Origin of the sequence: Streptomyces sp. NPDC003023 (assembly GCF_042888225.1) — a bacterium.
In the GTDB taxonomy this organism is placed as follows: Bacteria; Actinomycetota; Actinomycetes; order Streptomycetales; family Streptomycetaceae; genus Streptomyces.
In genome coordinates, this window is record NZ_JBIAPL010000003.1 from 299,166 (window position 1) to 314,437 (window position 15,272).

At 72.3% G+C, this 15,272-nt stretch carries 13 protein-coding genes and 1 pseudogene; 5 read left to right on the forward strand and 9 right to left on the reverse strand.

The annotated features are described in order from the left end of the window. Positions 1 to 309: 309 nt before the first annotated feature. The gene (locus ACFYV1_RS13180; protein WP_389395564.1) at positions 310 to 1,260 is read right to left on the reverse strand and encodes a L,D-transpeptidase family protein; all 951 of its coding nucleotides are present in this window, start codon (positions 1,258 to 1,260) and stop codon (positions 310 to 312) included. Between the two features lie 254 nt (positions 1,261 to 1,514). On the opposite strand from ACFYV1_RS13180, the gene ACFYV1_RS13185 reads away from it, so the two are divergent. Beyond that, the gene (locus tag ACFYV1_RS13185; protein ID WP_389395565.1) at positions 1,515 to 3,419 is read left to right on the forward strand and encodes an exo-alpha-sialidase; all 1,905 of its coding nucleotides are present in this window, start codon (positions 1,515 to 1,517) and stop codon (positions 3,417 to 3,419) included. 88 nt (positions 3,420 to 3,507) lie between these two features. Beyond that, positions 3,508 to 4,014 (forward strand): DUF1877 family protein, encoded by a 507-nt coding sequence (locus ACFYV1_RS13190; RefSeq protein ID WP_389395566.1) that lies wholly within the window; start codon positions 3,508 to 3,510, stop codon positions 4,012 to 4,014. Positions 4,015 to 4,024: 10 nt separating this feature from the next. Here ACFYV1_RS13190 and ACFYV1_RS13195 read toward each other — a convergent pair whose 3' ends face one another. The 5 genes from ACFYV1_RS13195 to ACFYV1_RS13215 all read right to left on the reverse strand — a co-directional run bounded on the left by ACFYV1_RS13195 (position 4,025) and on the right by ACFYV1_RS13215 (position 12,027). Beyond that, entirely contained in the window at positions 4,025 to 4,372 is a 348-nt protein-coding gene (locus tag ACFYV1_RS13195; protein ID WP_389395567.1) for a DoxX family protein, read from the reverse strand. Between the two features lie 105 nt (positions 4,373 to 4,477). Next, on the reverse strand, positions 4,478 to 7,267 hold the full coding sequence (locus tag ACFYV1_RS13200; protein ID WP_389395568.1) for an AAA family ATPase: 2,790 nt from the start codon (positions 7,265 to 7,267) through the stop codon (positions 4,478 to 4,480). Between the two features lie 540 nt (positions 7,268 to 7,807). Further along, positions 7,808 to 9,691 (reverse strand): S8 family serine peptidase, encoded by a 1,884-nt coding sequence (locus ACFYV1_RS13205; RefSeq protein ID WP_389395569.1) that lies wholly within the window; start codon positions 9,689 to 9,691, stop codon positions 7,808 to 7,810. Positions 9,692 to 10,089: 398 nt separating this feature from the next. After that, on the reverse strand, positions 10,090 to 10,962 hold the full coding sequence (locus ACFYV1_RS13210) for a hypothetical protein (RefSeq protein WP_389395570.1): 873 nt from the start codon (positions 10,960 to 10,962) through the stop codon (positions 10,090 to 10,092). Between the two features lie 126 nt (positions 10,963 to 11,088). After that, complete coding sequence (locus tag ACFYV1_RS13215) at positions 11,089 to 12,027, reverse strand: hypothetical protein (RefSeq protein ID WP_389395571.1); 939 nt, start codon at positions 12,025 to 12,027, stop codon at positions 11,089 to 11,091. 62 nt (positions 12,028 to 12,089) lie between these two features. On the opposite strand from ACFYV1_RS13215, the gene ACFYV1_RS13220 reads away from it, so the two are divergent. Then, positions 12,090 to 12,815, forward strand: coding sequence for a hypothetical protein (locus ACFYV1_RS13220; RefSeq protein ID WP_389395572.1), 726 nt, complete (start codon positions 12,090 to 12,092; stop codon positions 12,813 to 12,815). An 81-nt stretch (positions 12,816 to 12,896) separates the two neighbouring features. Here the strand turns inward: ACFYV1_RS13220 and ACFYV1_RS13225 are convergent. Together ACFYV1_RS13225 and ACFYV1_RS13230 are read right to left on the reverse strand one after the other, a co-directional pair. Next, positions 12,897 to 13,178 (reverse strand): annotated as a pseudogene (locus ACFYV1_RS13225) (ATP-binding protein); the annotation flags it as partial. Next, positions 13,178 to 13,381 (reverse strand): hypothetical protein, encoded by a 204-nt coding sequence (locus ACFYV1_RS13230; protein WP_389395573.1) that lies wholly within the window; start codon positions 13,379 to 13,381, stop codon positions 13,178 to 13,180. The pseudogene ACFYV1_RS13225 and the gene ACFYV1_RS13230, both read right to left, overlap by 1 nt. Positions 13,382 to 13,560: 179 nt before the next feature. Here ACFYV1_RS13230 and ACFYV1_RS13235 point away from each other — a divergent pair, with 179 nt between their 5' ends. Together ACFYV1_RS13235 and ACFYV1_RS13240 are read left to right on the forward strand one after the other, a co-directional pair. Further along, a complete protein-coding gene (locus ACFYV1_RS13235; RefSeq protein ID WP_389395574.1) occupies positions 13,561 to 14,415 on the forward strand; it encodes a helix-turn-helix transcriptional regulator in 855 nt (284 codons plus the stop codon). Further along, the gene (locus ACFYV1_RS13240; protein WP_389395575.1) at positions 14,396 to 14,668 is read left to right on the forward strand and encodes a DUF397 domain-containing protein; all 273 of its coding nucleotides are present in this window, start codon (positions 14,396 to 14,398) and stop codon (positions 14,666 to 14,668) included. The genes ACFYV1_RS13235 and ACFYV1_RS13240 overlap by 20 nt, the downstream gene beginning before the upstream one ends. Positions 14,669 to 14,765: 97 nt before the next feature. Here the strand turns inward: ACFYV1_RS13240 and ACFYV1_RS13245 are convergent, their stop codons facing one another. After that, entirely contained in the window at positions 14,766 to 15,272 is a 507-nt protein-coding gene (locus ACFYV1_RS13245; RefSeq protein WP_389395576.1) for a S1 RNA-binding domain-containing protein, read from the reverse strand.

Genomic DNA, 15,272 nt, shown 5'->3' on the forward strand with positions numbered 1-15,272 from the left:
CAGCTGGTCACCACTGCCACGCCATCCTGCGCGAATCAGCACGCTACGTGGTTTTACGGTCCTGCGTCCACGCCTCGTACAACTTGCAACAACTTTGCCACTCAGCGCGGTGTGACAGAAACAGCACTCTCGGCGCTGAGAGTAGTACGGGGTGCCACTGGGACCCCGTACGGAAGACGACCGGGGCCTCTCCTGTGGGGGGTGGCGGCCCCGGTCGTCCTTCATGTCCGGGGCCTGTGCGGGTTTCCGCGGAGCCGGCCCCGGGCCCACGAGCCGTGCGGCTCCTGGGCCCCTTGGGCCGATCCGTCGTCAGCCGATGGCGATGCGCGGGTTGGCGGAGGGCTTGACCCATCCCATGAACTTGTCCATCGTCGCCCGCGGCACGGACACACAACCCGCGGTCGCACCCTTGCCGTTGACGTGCAGGAAGATGCCCGCCCCGCGGCCCGGCACGGCCGGCCAGCGGTTGAAGTTGATGACGAGCGCCTTGGCGTACTGGGTCGGGTAGTTGATCAGGTGCTCGCTGCCGCGCTCACCGGACTCGGTGAGCGGGAAGTCCGCGCCCTCCGCGGTGTGCATCTGGTTGTAGAACTTCGACTCCGGGTCCTGGACCCACCAGTGGCTGTCGTTGACCTTCGTGTACGGCACGGCGGTGCCGCTGGACTCCACGCCGAAGCCCTCGGTGATCGTGTAGGTGCCGGACGGCGTGGTGTACGTGCTCTGCTTGCGCGTCGAGCCGGGCACGACGCCGTTCGAGCCGACCCGGCCGGCACTGCTGGAGAACTGCGCCTTCCAGCCGGACGAGCCCTTCTGCCAGGCGGTGACCGTGGCGTACGAGCCGCTGGCCTCGACCGTGATGATCTGGGTGGCGTTGCCGACCTCGACGGGTACGGGGAAGTCCGGCGCGGCGGGCGCGGCCGCGTCGTCCGTACCGCCGCTTCCCGAGCCGCCGCCCTGACCGGAACCGCCGGAGCCGCCGGAGCCGCCGGCAGTCGTCTTGGGGGACGCGCCCGCGGAGGCCTTGGCGGACGCGGACGCGGAGACGGACGGGGACGGCGAGGCGGAGGCCGAGGGGGACGCCGACGCGGAGACGCTCGGCGACGCGGACGAACCGGCTTCGTCGGCCGCCTCGGCCACGGCACCCGGCGCGACGGACGCGGCGGCGTCGGCCGGCTCCTCGCTCCCTCCGCAGGCCGACAACAACGACATCGCACCGGCCACGGCCAGGACGGACGAGAACTTTCGGGAGGAGCGCAGCACAGGAAGATCCTTGACTCGTCGGAACGGCGCGGCGGGGCGGGGCCGCGCTCGCGAGGCGGGCCGGTTATACAACGCGGTACGGGGTGAAATCCAGGCGGCGGACATTGCCGCCATACCACCCGAACGCCCGCGCGTGCCGCTCGCGGACGCATCGATCCGGACCCGGCCCCGACCCCTTCCCTGAAGACATCAGACGTCATATGCTCCGCGGCATCGGGCGGGCGGCTCATGCCTCCCTGAACGAAAGGACCGTCGTGCCCTCTTCTTCCTCCTTCCGCAGGGTCCGCTGGAGAGCGGGCCTGACCGGGCTCTGCGCCGCCGTGACGCTGACGGGAATGGCCCCCGTCGCCTCGGCCGCCACGGCCGAGCCGGCATCCGACTTCGACGCCACACCTCCGCAGGCGGGCGAGCCCTTCTACGCGGAACAGCAGCTGGCGACCAACGGCGAAGGCGGTTTCCCCAACTACCGCATCCCGGCTCTGGCCGTCACCGACAGCGGCGACATCCTCGCCTCCTACGACGGCCGGCCGTCCGCGATGGACGCGCCCGGCCCCAACTCGGTCCTCCAGCGCCGCTCCACCGACGGCGGCAGTACCTGGGGCGAGCAGACGTACGTCCACCAGGGCGAGGTCGCGGCACCCATCACGGGTTACTCCGACCCGAGCTACATCACCGACCGCCACACCGGCGACATCTTCAACTTCCATGTGAAGTCCTTCGACAAGGGCTTCGGCAGCTCCCGGCCCGGCGTCGACCCCGACGACCGCAATGTGCTGCACGCCGAGGTCAGCGTCTCCCACGACGACGGCCGCACCTGGGAGCACGAGGTAATCACCGCGGACATCACGCCCGACCTCGGCTGGCGGTCCCGGTTCGCCGCCTCCGGCCAGGGCATCCAGCTGAAGTACGGCGAACACGCCGGACGTCTGATCCAGCAGTTCACGATCATCAACGCCGCCGGGGCCTTCCAGGCCGTGTCCGTCTACTCCGACGACCACGGCAAGAGCTGGAAGGCCGGAAAGCCGGTCGGCGTCGGCATGGACGAGAACAAGACCGTGGAGCTCTCCGACGGCCGCGTGATGCTCAACTCCCGCGACTCGCACCGCTCCGGTTACCGCAAGGTCACCGTCTCCGAGGACGGCGGCGTCACCTACGGCGAGGTGACGATCGACCGCGAGCTGCCGGACCCGACGAACAACGCCGCCGTCGTCCGCGCCTATCCGAACGCGCCTGAAGGCTCCGACCGGGCCAAGGTGCTGCTGTTCTCCAACGCCGGCTCCACCAGTCAGCGCGTGAACGGCACCATCCGGATGAGCTTCGACGACGGTGAGACCTGGCCGGTCAGCCGCGTCTTCCAACCGGGCGGCATGGCCTACTCGACGCTCGCGACGCTGCCGAACGGCAACATCGGCCTGCTGTACGAGCCCGACGGGGGCAACGGCGGCATCCGGTTCGCCCAGTTCAACCTGGCCTGGCTGAACGGTGTCGCCGCACCCGTCACCGCCGCCGGCATCTCCGTCGAGCGCGGCACCACGCAGTCGTTCGAGGCCACGGTCACCAACCAGTCCGGCGCCACGCTGCAGGTGCGGGACCTCGCCCTCACGGTGCCGGCCGGCTGGTCGTACGACGTGACGGCACCGGGCCGGATCCTGCCCGACGCCTCCGCGACCGTCCCGGGCACCGTCACCGTCCCGGCGAGCGCCCGCGGCGGCGCGTACCCCGTGACGTTCACGCTCACCGACGACAAGGGCCGCACCTCGCGGAGCACCGTCACCGTCGAGGTGCCGAAGACGGAGGAGGAGCTCACGCCGGGCCGCATCCTCGTCACCGGCGGCAAGCTCACCAACCCGCGGACGGACGGTTACCAGGTCGGCGACAGGCTGGTCTTCAGCTACACCGTCACCAACGTCTCGGACGCCACCACCACGGTCGTGCCGAGCGGCAACCTCGAGGACCTCGACCCGAGGACCCACACCCGCAACTGCCGCTACCGCACCCTCGCGGCGAACGCCTCGTACACCTGCGGCTTCCCGTACCACGTCGTCACCCAGGACGACCTGACCGCGGGCCACTTCACTCCGCGCTCGACCTGGACCTCCACCTCGGGCTCCACGGTCACCGTCGTGGAGCACACGGGCGAGCGCGTCGACCTGGGCTGATCCCCGCCCCCCACGGGAGAGTCCGCCGCGGCCCAGACCGGGCCGCGGCGGACGCCGTTGTCGCAGGTCCCCGATACCGTCCCGGGCCGTGAGCTTCCACATGCACCTGCGTGCCGTGCCGGCGTCCGAGATCGAGGGCTTCGACCATGCCCGGCTGGTCGACTTCATGGCCGCGGGCCGGGACCCGGACGTCCTGCGGGCCGAGCAGGCCGGGGGTGTCGCCGAGTCGGTCGAGAAGGACTTCCTCTCCCTGAACGACCTGCTCGCGGCCGGCGCCCGGTCGCCCGAGGGGCGGGACGGCGCATGGGAGCTTCCGGTCTTCGGCGGCCGGATCCTCCACGACCCGGCCGGCCCCGAGGCCCCCTTCGCCGTACTGGACCCGGCCGGGACCGCACGAGCAGCCGGCTTCCTCTCGGGCGTCGCGTTCGAGATGCTGTGGGACTCGGCCGGGGCAGAGCTGTGCGCCGCGTACGGCCCCGGCTGGGACGCCGACGAGATCCGCCGGCACTACGGCGGGCTCCACAGCGCCCTGCGCACCTTCTACGAACGCGCCTCCGCATCGGGGCACGCCGTGGCGAAGGCCTTCTGGTTCTGACCGGCACGGGTCAGGACGCGGCCGCCAGTGCCAGTGCGGCGACCACCGGGGCCGCGTAGATCAGCGGGAACGGGATGTGCGCCGGCCGGCGCGCCCGGATCACGGTCACCACGGCCCCGGTGAAGTACAGCACCAGGCCGATCCCGGCCGCGGCGCCGATCACCGGCACGAACAGGCCGACGACCAGCCCGGCCGCGCCCGCCGCCTTGGCCGTACCGAGCCAGGGGAGCCAGGACATGGGCACGCCGTAGTCGGCCATCGGCTCCACGACCCACTTGGCGCGCTGGAAGACCGAGACGGCGGAGAAGCCGACCATGGCGGCGGCGATCAGGGTGACGACTGCATGGGCGGTGGACATGTGGGTGCTCCCATCGGGCGGCGTGTGCGGTGCTCGGTCACCCGTATGACCCGCGGCGGCGGGGAAACGTGACGGGCCGCTCGGAGAAATCCGCGCCGAAGCCGGCTACGACCGTCGCAGAGCCGCCGCGAGCCGGGCCCGGGAACGGACACCGAGCTTCTGGTAGATACGGGTGAGCCGGGCCTCGACGGTCTTGACGCTGAGGAACATCCGGGCGGCGGCCTCCTGGTTGCTGGCGCCTTCGCAGACCAGCCGGGCCAGGCGCAGCTCCGCCTCGGTGAGAGGCGACGACGCCGCCGGTGACTCCCCCGCCGCGGCGCGGCGTTCGCCGCGCGGGACGGCGGGTTCGGCGGTGGTGAGGGCGAGCCACGGCCTGGCGCCGAACCGGGCGAAGATCTCCCCGGCGCAGCGCAGGGCGGCCTGGGCGGGGGCCCGGCGGCGCAGGCGGCGCTCCACCCGGGCGAGGTGGAGCAGGGTGCGGCCCTGTTCCAGCGGCAGGTCGGCCTCTGCGAAGCGGGCGGCCGCATCAGTGAGGAGGCCCGCGGCGGTGTGCGGGTCTCCGTCCGCGGCCAGACGGACGGCGTCCGCCCTGTCGAGACCGATGAGGACGGTCGTGCGGCCGAGGCGTTCGGCCACCGGGCGTGCCGTCTCGAGGATCCGGGCCGCTTCCGCTGTCTCGTCCGCGCCGACGAGGGCGAGGGCCAGTTCCTCGTGCCAGCGCAGTACGGAGGGGTCGACGACCTGCTGGGCGCTCAGCAGATCCTGGACGCACCGCAGGCTGCGCAGGGCGCCGGTGACGTCACCGGTGATCAGCCTCAGACGGCCGAGGGCGTAGTGGTTGCGGGCGAGGAAGACCTGGTCGCGTTCCTCCTCCGAGGCCTGGATGCCGCGCCTGGCGTAGTTCTCCGCCCGCGTGAAGGAACCGCCCGCGGTCTGGGCGAGCGCCGAGACGTACCAGGCCGGTCCCGGCGACAGACCTGCCTCCAGGGTGACTTCGAGGGAGCGGCGGGCGTGCCCGAGGGCCTGGGTGCACTGACCGAGGCGGGCCTGCACCTCGGCGAGGGTGCGGCACACCTCGATGACGTCCTCGGCGGTCCCGCCGCGCTCCACGGCGGGCAGCAGCGCGGTGAGCCGGCCGCGGGCCTCGTGCAGCCGGTCGTCGAAGACGGCGTGGCGGATGGTGAGGATGCCCGCCGGGTTGAGCCTGCCGGCCGACGCGCCGGCCTCGGCCTCCAGGGCGCAGGCGCGGGCCAGGGTGTCCTCGGCGACGGCGTCGCCGAGGGAGCGTTCGATGCGGGCGCGCAGAGTGAGGGCCATCGCGGCGGTGGCGGTGTCGCCCGCCCGGGCCGCGAGTCCGGCCGCGTCGGCGGCCGCCTCGCCGGCGGCGCGCAGGTCGCCGTCGGCGAGCATGTGGCGCCAGGCCAGACGGAGCCTGACGGCGGCGCGCAGTTCGATGTCGTCGCCCGCGTCGCGCTCCGCGCGGGCGTAGTCCTCGTCGAGTTCGGCGAGGCCCTGGCCGGCGGTGTCGAAGACGGCGAGCCGGGCGAGTACCCGTTCCCGCGGGCCGGGCTCGCGGGTCAGGATCGCGTTGGCGGCGCGGCGGGCGAGGTCGGCCCGGCCGGCCCGGGCGGCGTCCTGTGCCGCGGTGACCAGCCGTTCCAGGGAGGCCGCCGGGGCGGCGGCCGGGGTGCGTTCGGCGGCCAGCAGGCCGAGTTCGGCGGCCACCGCGCGGTCGCCGCGCGAACGGGCGGTGGCCGCGGCGGAGGTGAGCTTCGCGGCGAGGGCCTCGTCCTGGCGCCGCGGGTCGGCGAACGCCTCGTGCCGTACGGCCTGGACGGGGTCGTGCACGGCGGCGGCCAGCGCGCGATGTCCCGCGGCGCGCACCCGCGGGTCGGCCTCTGCGGTCAGGGTGGCGCTGAGGACCCCGGCGGTGAAGGTGACCGCGCCGTCCTCGCCGAGGCTGATGAGACCGGCGAGTTCCGCGTCGGCGAGTTCGGTGTCGGCGGGCCGGCCGGCGCCGCGCAGCAGAGCCGCGGTGGGGCGGTGCGCGAGAGCGGCGAGCAGCAGGGTGTCCCGGACGGGTGCGGAGACCTGCGCGAGCATACGGCGGGCCGCGAGACGGACCTGCCCGGTCAGCGGCAGCCCGTCGGCGTGGTGGACGACCCGGCGGGTGATGCGCAGGGAGCGGCCGAGGGTCAGCGCGAGCCGGACATTGCCGCCGCTGGCCTGGTGGATGCGCCCGGCGAGGCGGTGCGCGAGGCCGTGGCTCACGAGGAGTTCGGCGATCTCGTCGACGTCCAGCGGGGGGACGATGACGACGTCGGGGCCGCCCAGCCCGGCGAGGACACCGGGATCCTCGCCCTCCTCGCGGCCGCCGCCGTGCAGTGGCTCGACGAGGACGGCGCGCACCTGGGACGGTGCGAGGTGCAGCGCGGCACGCAGGACGGCGGCGCTTTCGACGTCCATGCGCTGCGCGTCGTCGACGACGAGGAGCACCGGTCCCTTCTCACCCAGTGCGCGCAGCAGGGTGGTCACGGCCGTACGCAGGGCGAGCGGGTCGGCGCCCTCGGGCGGCGGCACCTCGCGGCGCAACGCCACGTTCACAGCGAGTCGTTGGGGCGCCGGGAGGTCGGCGACGAAGGCGTCCGGCATCGCGCCGAGCAGACCGGTGAGCGCGGCGCCGTGCAGTGCGTGGTCCATGGCCTCCGGGGCCACGCTCAGCACCGTCTCCCCACGGCGCAGCGCCCGCGCGGCGAGGGCCGCCGCGACCGTGGTCCTGCCGACGCCCGCGGCTCCGACGAGGACGACCCGGCCGCGCTCCGCGAGCGTTTCCTCCGTGCGGCGCAGCAGCCCGTCCCGTCCGACCGGGTCCGCGGTGTGCGGGTTGAGCGTCATGGTGCACCATCCTGGAACCGGGTCGCGCGGGGGCCGTGGGCCGACCCGGCGAGGATACGAAGCGGTGGCGGCGGACGGACCTGCCGGGATACGCGGTCTTGGTCACGTTCGGGGCGCGGCAGCGGGAGCGGGAGAGGGAGAAGGAGAAGGAGAGGGAGAGGGAGAGGGAGAGGGAGAGGGAGAGGGAGCGCCGGCGGAAAGCGGCGCCGGTGCGGGGCCGGTGCCGGGAATGGCGGTGGGCCTGCCCGCGTGTCCGCGTGGCAGGCCCACCGGGGCCGCTCGCCGGCGGCCCGGGGCGGTCCGGCTGTCGCGCGTGTGCGGTGCGCGGTCAAAGCTGGACCGAGGTCGTGAGTCGTACGGAGGAGGAGGCCGCGCCCTCTCCCGCGCCCCCGCCGGGAGAGGTCGCCCCGGCCGGGCGGGGGCGATGGTCCCCGCCCGGCCGGGCGGTACGGCACCGCCTCCGCCGGGAGCCGTGCCGTACTGGCGCCGGCCCTGGACGGGCCGGCTGGTCGGAAGGTCACTGTCACAAGGTCACTGCCGTCAGAAGGTCAGGCTCCACTTGTTGAGGGAGCCGGTGTCCCCCGCGATCCGGTCGCTGACACGCAGCTTCCAGGTGCCGGACGCCGACTCCGTCGAGGCGTCGACCGTGTAGGTCGTCCTGATGTCGTCGGCGCTGTCGTTGGCGATGTCCTTGAGCCTGCGGACCGTGCCGTCGGGGGCGATCAGCTCGATGACCACGTCACCGCGGTAGGTGTGGGTGATGTCCACACTCACCTGGAGGGCCGCCGGGGCCGCGCCGGAGCGGCCGGTCACGTCGATGGCGGAGACGATCCCGGTCGACGCGTTGTCGGGGATCGCGTACCGGGTGGTGTTCGTGTACACGTTGCCGCCGGTGTCGGTGCCGCCGGCGACCGCCGCGACCGTACGCGCCGCGTCGGCGATGCCGGGGCCGCAGCCCTCGGGGCAGGAGCCGGGCAGCGGGCGGGCGTTGTCCCAGAGCGCGTCCTCGACCTCGGCGGGAGTGATGCCGGGCTTCGCGGAGACCATCAGCGCGGCGAGACCGGCGATGTGCGGGGCGGACATGCTGGTGCCCTGGTACGGCTTGTACGACTCGGTGCTCGGCACGGAGGTGCCGGTGTTCAGCGTGGAGAGGATGCCGTTCTCGGGCGTGGTGACGGTGCCCGGGGTGTCGGTGGCGCGGCGCGTCTCACCGCCGGGGGCCGAGATGTCGATGACCTCGCCCCAGTTGGAGTAGAAGGCACGGTCACCGGTGCGGTTGGTGGCGGCGACGGTGATCACGTTGCCGCAGCCCGCGGGGACGAACAGGGCGGCGTTCTTGTTGCTGTTGCCGGCCGAGACGACGACGGAGGTGCCGCGCGAGACCGCCTTGTCGATCGCGTTCTGGTAGGTACTCGAACACAGGCTCGCACCGCCCAGGCTCATGTTGATGACCTTGGCGGGCGTCGGGTTGGCGGGCACGCCGGGGACGTAGCCGCCGGAGGCCCAGATGATGGCGTCGGCGATGTCGAGGGAGCTGCCTCCGCACTTGCCGAGCACGCGCACCGGCTGGACGTCCGCGCCATGGGCGACGCCGACGACGCCCTTGGCGTTGCCGGCGACGGCTCCGACCGTGCCGGCGACGTGTGTGCCGTGCCAGGAGGAGGTGCTCGCCCTGGAGTCGGTGCCGCACTCGCCGGCGGCGTTCCAGTCACCCTGGTCCGAGGCGTCGCCGTCGCGGCCGTCGCCGTCACGGGCGCGGGTGGCGTTGGAGATGAAGTCGTAGCCGGGGACGATGTTCGCGGCGAGGTCGGAGTGGGCCACGTAGCCGGTGTCCAGGACGGCGACGGTGACGCCGGAGCCGGCGGTGCGGTCCCAGGCGGCGGGAAGGTTCATGCCGCCGGTGGGCTCGAAGAGGTCCCACTGCTCGCCGTAGCGGGGGTCCGTGGGCGTGGCCATCGCCTGGGCGAAGGTCTCCGCCTCGGCGTAGGCGACGTCCGGGTCGGCCTTGAACTCGGCCAGCAGGTCCGCGACTTCGGCCTTGGAGCGCTTGCCACCCAGGTGGAAGACGGCACCGCCGGTGCCGAGCCGGCGCTCGAAGGTGAGCCTCTCGTCCGCGGCCCGGGCCTTTCCGGCCGCGTCGGTCGCGGCGGCCCGGTCCGAAGCGGCTTCCTGCGCCTTGGACTTGTAGCCGACGACGATGCGCTCGGCCGGCATCTGCACGGGCGGGACGAGCGGGTCGTGGGCCACGGCGGCGGGGGCGGGCGACTGGCTCGGGGCGGCGACGGCCACCGAGGAAACGGCGGGCGCGGCGGCGATGGCGGCGCACGCGGCCGCGACGGATATCAGCCTTCGCCTGGCGGAACTGGTCACGCGGGGTCCCTTCGGGAGCGCTCGGAGGTGGGGGGACAGCGCGAGACGCCGCATCGTTGTGCGACGTCCCCTGTTCGACAACCGGCGTCCGTCGGGAACTGGTCGGCCTGCACGCTCAAGGGCCGTGAGTCCCCATTCGGGGAGGCGGGGATCACGAGCCCTTCAGCCGGAGAACCTCAAGACATCCGGTGGGCAGACAGTAGGCAGCCCGCAGATGGCGCTGATACGGGGAAAACCCTCGGAGGGCACGAGGGTCGGCCTCACCCGCGGACGACGGCCCGGCCGGGGTCTCGCTGTCGGAGATTCGCCGCGCACTGGCCGGACGTTCCCCTCGGCGACGACGACGGCGTGCTCGTCCGCGACTCGGGCGGCGAGTGTGCGCAGGTCCGGGGGCGCGACGAAAAAGCCGTCGAGGGCCTGCACGAGGCCCTCGACGGCGACTGGCCGAACGGCTAGCGCACGCCTGCCGGGCGCGCGATCTTCTCGTCGAGCGGCCCCTGGTTCTCCTCGTCGACCCGCTGCTCGAAGAAGATGTCCCCGCCGCTGTACGGGATCAGGAAGCCGAACTCGAGGCGGTGGCTCTTGATCCGGTACGTCTTGGCGTCCAGGACCAGCACCTCCTCCAGACCGGAGAGTGTCAACTCCTCGTCCTGGAACCGGACGCCCTGCTCTTTGAGTTGTGCGCCCGTGGGGTCGAACTCGCGCTTCGCCTTCTTCGCCCACTGCCGGTCCAGGACGGCGCTCAGCTTCTGCTCACCGCTCTTCACGCGGAGTTCGACCGTGCCGTCCCCCGTCTCCGTGACCTTCACATCACCGCCGACGGCCTGCGCGTAGCCACGGAACTCGTGGATGGCGGCGACCGGATCGTCGGCCTTGTTGCGCATCTCGGGGTCGGCGGGGGACACGGACTTCCAGTCGGCCGAGCCTTCCTTCAGGTAGCCCGCGTCGCCTTCGACGTACAGCTCCTCGGTCTTCTTCCTGCCCTTGCTGCTGGTGCTGACGCCCTGCGTGTGCAGCGTCGCCGTCTCCATGCCTCGCCGTACGGTGCCCTGGTAGGTCGCGGCGCTCTTCTGTCCCTGGAGCGTCAGCCCTTCCTCGCCCTTCACGGAGAAGGACCAGACGGACTCCGCCTCCATCGCCTTCTCGGCGAGGCCGAGGAAGTCCTCCGCGGTCTCGGGCGCCGCGGACGGCTCGGCCGCCGGGGACGACGCCGTCACATCGGGGTTTGCCGCCCCGGCCGGCTCCTCCGCCTCCGCGCCGCACGCGCCCAGCGTGAGCGCGAGCGGAAGGGCGAGCACAGCGATGCGTCTGGGGCGCGTTCTCATGGGCGATTCCTTACGTCACGACGGGGGCGCGGACTGTACAGCAGCACTGGGCCCGTGATCATCCCGGCGGACATTCCCGGCACCCTGTCCCGGAGCACCGTCACGGAGCGCCGTCACGGAGCGCCGTCACGGCTGGGAGTCGCTCTCGTAGCTCTGGAACCAGTGGGTGTCGAAATAGCGGGCCATGGAGAAGGGATGGTCCCGCCGCGTGAGCATCCGGTACACGTACTCCGCGGTCGAACCGTCGAAACGCTCCCACCGGTCGCAGGCGTCGTCCGTCGCGAGGACGGGCCACCTGTCGGGATCCGGATCCCCGGTGAGCCAGTAGAACCCGTGGGCCTGCTCCGTGCTCCCCCACTGGAGCAGCCCACCGGGCTCCGGATACACCTCGTACGGCTCCCACAGGCCACTGCGGCTCGTCCTGGCCCACTCCCCCAGCCACTCGGTGTGCCGGACGACGTCCGCGCTGCGGAAGGGGGCGTCGGGTGCGTGAAGTGCGAAGAAGCCGTCGAACTCACCCGGGCCGAAGATCCCGGCCAACTGCTTGTAGTCGCTCGGCAGCGCCGTCCCGAGCCGGGTCTCCACCGCCGCCCAGTCGACCGTGCGCACCTGGCTCGTCTCCCACCCGGTCACGGCCACGACCCCGTCGACCCAGGACGTCAGTTCCGCCATGTCCGCCGCCGGATCGGGCCGTTCGGCCACCAGCGCCACGAGCCGGATGTCGTCGTCCACCCGTGCGCTGCCGCATCCGATCCACCGGTCCGCGTACGGCCATCCGCGCATCTCGACGATCCGCTCGCCGAACGGGGTCAGCAGCGGGAGCCCGGTCCGCGCCGTGACGGTCCGGTCGGCGCAGCCGTCCATGGCGAGGTTGCGCGGTTGCCCGTACCGTCCGCCGAGCGCCTCCTGGAGTTCGGGGAGGCCGATCTCCGGCGCGGGCGCCAGGCACATGTGCCCCGCCGGGTGCCCCGGCAGATCGCACACCAGGTCACCCGTGCCGGGCGCGGCCACCCGGTGCACCGCCGACAGAAGTTCGTCCAGGTGGAGTTCGTCCCGCTCGTCCATGGCGGCCATTGAAGCGGACGCCGCTGACAGGCGGTGTCGGCGGGGCGCGGCATGATGGCCCCGTGACGAACAGCGCGGACGTGGTCCCCGCCCGGATACCCGGCTACGACGGCGGCCCTCTCACCCACCGTCCCGAACTCCTCGACGAGCGGCTGTTCTGGCTCGGGCATCTCGTCTCCTGTGCGCAGAGCAGCGAGGAGGCGGCCGAGTCGCTCCTCGGCGCGGATCACGACGCCGCCTGCGAGTTCCAGCACGTGCTGCACCAGCGTGCCGACTGGCCGGCGTTCACCGTCCCCCTGACGGGTGGTCATCGTCTGTACGTCGTGCTCCGCACCTTCGAGGACGACTCGGGCACCGACTACCTGCTGCATCACCCCGACTGGGACCGCGCCGAACACCTCGCCCAGGACGACGGCCACTTCATGGGTCCCGCACTGTCCTGGCCCGAACTGGCGGCGGCCGTGGACAACGGTCTCGCGGGCGGCTCGACCACCGACCCCGACGCGCGTCTGCTGCTCCTGCTGCCGGCGCTGGGCGACAACGACGTGCCGGACGTCGCGGTCGAGCGGCTGACGTCCGCCCTACGTGCCCTCGTCGGCGCCGACGACCCCGAAGCGGCCGCCGCTGCGCTCCTGGAGAGCCAGGGCCCGGCGGGAACCTCCACCTGGATCACCCGTGACGACGGGGCCCGGGTCAGCGACGGCTGCTACTCGTTGCGCAATCCCGCCAACCGCTTCGCACTGCCGCCCGACCGGCTGGTCCGGGTGTCCGCCGCGCTCGCCCTCTGACGGCGACGTCGCCAACTCGCACCACACGGTCTTGCTGCCGGGCCCCTGGGCCACGCCCCATCGCAGAGCCAGCGCGTCGAGCAGGGCCAGGCCCCGACCCGACTCGTCGTCGGCGGCGGCCGTCCCGCACAGGAGGGGCAGGGCACGGGGGTCGGGGTCGGTGACCTCGAGCCTTGTACGGCCCTGGTCGTCACGTACGCGGACGGTGACGGGAACACCCTCCCCGACGTGACGGATCACGTTGGTCACGAGCTCACTCGCGCACAGTCGGACATCGGCGGCGTGGTCGCCAAGGGCACGGCGTACACCGGAAACGGCGGCCGGGGTCGCGAGGAGGTCCAGCGTCAGGGGTGGCCGGCCCATCACGCGGCTCCCTTGCGGAGAGCGGCGACCAGCGACCGGGCGGTCAGCAGATTGCAGTTGCCGAGGGAGATCAGCGGCCGGGCCGGGTAGCGGGAGGCGAAGGTCGGCAGGTCGACGCGGAGCGACGGGAGTGTGATGCCGTGCTCGGCGAGGACGGCCCGCAGCTCCTCGGCGCAGTCGTCGGCTTCGGAGTGGTCGTACATGGGTGGGTTCACACCTTCCAGTGCGTTGTGTGACGAACCGCTCACAGCGTGACGCCGGGCGACGTAGCGTGAAAGAGGTTCGGACTCCCCGCCCTGAACTGCACGTATGCGCGGTGCGGTTGGTAGCGGCCGGGGAACGCCGGGAAGCGGGCGGTACACGGCACCAGGGACGGTGGGCGATGGGACAGCGCAAGGACATCGACGGATCGGCGAGCGTTCCGACCTTCTACGGCAGCGAGTTGCGCTGGAAACGGGAGGAGGCGGGTCTCACCCTCCAGCAGCTGGTCGAGGGCAGCTTCTACGGCCCGAGCCACCTCAGCGAGATCGAACGCGGTACGCGCCGGATGCCGGCGGAACTGGCCGAGCACGTGGACAAGGTGCTCGCTACGGACGGCTTCTTCCGGCGGCGCTGCGAGGACGTGCGAAGGGCGAAACGGCGGGGTCACGCGAGCTACTTCGAGCGGGTGCTGGAGGCCGAGAAGCACGCGGAGACCATCGAGGAGTGGTGCCCGACCCTGATCCCGGGCCTGCTCCAGACCGACGCCTACGCGCGGGCGGTGGTGCGGGCGACGCATCCGCTGGCACCGGACGAGGAGGTGGAGGAGAAGGTCAGCGCCCGGCTGGCGCGCGCCCGTCTCTTCGAGGACAACCACAAGTCCCCGATGTACTGGGCGATCCTGTCCGAGTCGCTGCTGCGCCAGCCGATCCTTCCGCCGGGGCAGACGGCCGAGCAGCTGGAACGCATCGCGGCGCTGGCCCGACGGCATCGGATCGTTCCCCAGATCCTTCCGTGGAACTGCGGACCGCACCCCTTCATGCTGGGCACGGCCAAGGTCATGACCTTCCCCGACGCTCCTGCTCTGGTCTACACCGAGGCGCTGCACAGCGGGGACACCATCGACGATCCGGCCCTCGTGAAGGAGTACCGCCGGTCTTACGATTGGCTCAGGGCCGCCGCACTGCCACCGGAGGCGTCCCTCGCCCTGATCGAGGAAGCGGCTGAGGATGTTCGAAATGGCAAGCAACGGGATTGACTTGACCACCGCCGTCTGGCGCAAGAGCTCGTACAGCAACGGCAGCGGCGGAGACTGCGTCGAGGTCGCCGAGGCTTTCCCCGGCGCGGCAGCCTGGCGCAAGTCCACGTACAGCAACGGCGACGGCGGCAATTGCGTCGAGGTGTGCGACGCCCACACCGGCGTCGTCCCCGTCCGCGACTCCAAGGTGCCGAACGGGCCGGTCCTCACCGTCCCGGCCCCCGCCTGGACCGCGTTCGTCACGTCCCTCTAGCCGGCCGCCACCGTGTGACGGACGGCAGCGCCCGAACGGCGAGCGGCCCGCGCTCCGGATCCGGAGCGCGGGCCGCCGCTGGTTCATCGGAGGGCGATCATTCCTTCAGGGATTCCGCCCTGACGAACAGCACCCGGCGGGTGTGGACGTTCACCTCCACGGCGGCGACCGTCACCTCGTCGCCCACCTCGGGCGGCACATCGCCGAACTCGGACTCCGGAAGCAGCCCGTCGAAGTCCTCGCGGACCCTGACGAACGCCCCCGGCTCGATGAACTTGACCACCCGGCCCACGACGGGCTCCATGAAGGAGTCCCGGGCGTAGGCCCGCAGCGGATCGTCGTGCAGATCCTTCAGTGACAGCGTCACGTCACCGGAGATCTCACCGACGCCGAGAACCATCACGGACAGTTCCTGCCCGACGTGGACGATCTCCTCACTGCTCGAGAACGGCCGCCACGACATGTTCGCCGTGCTCAGCAGTCCGTGCACACCGCCGAGGTCGATCATCGCGCCGGTGGGGAACACGGACTCCACCACGCCGCGCACGACCGTTCCGGACACGAGGGCGTCCGGCCCGGAGCTCTGCCCGCTTTTGACCTGCAT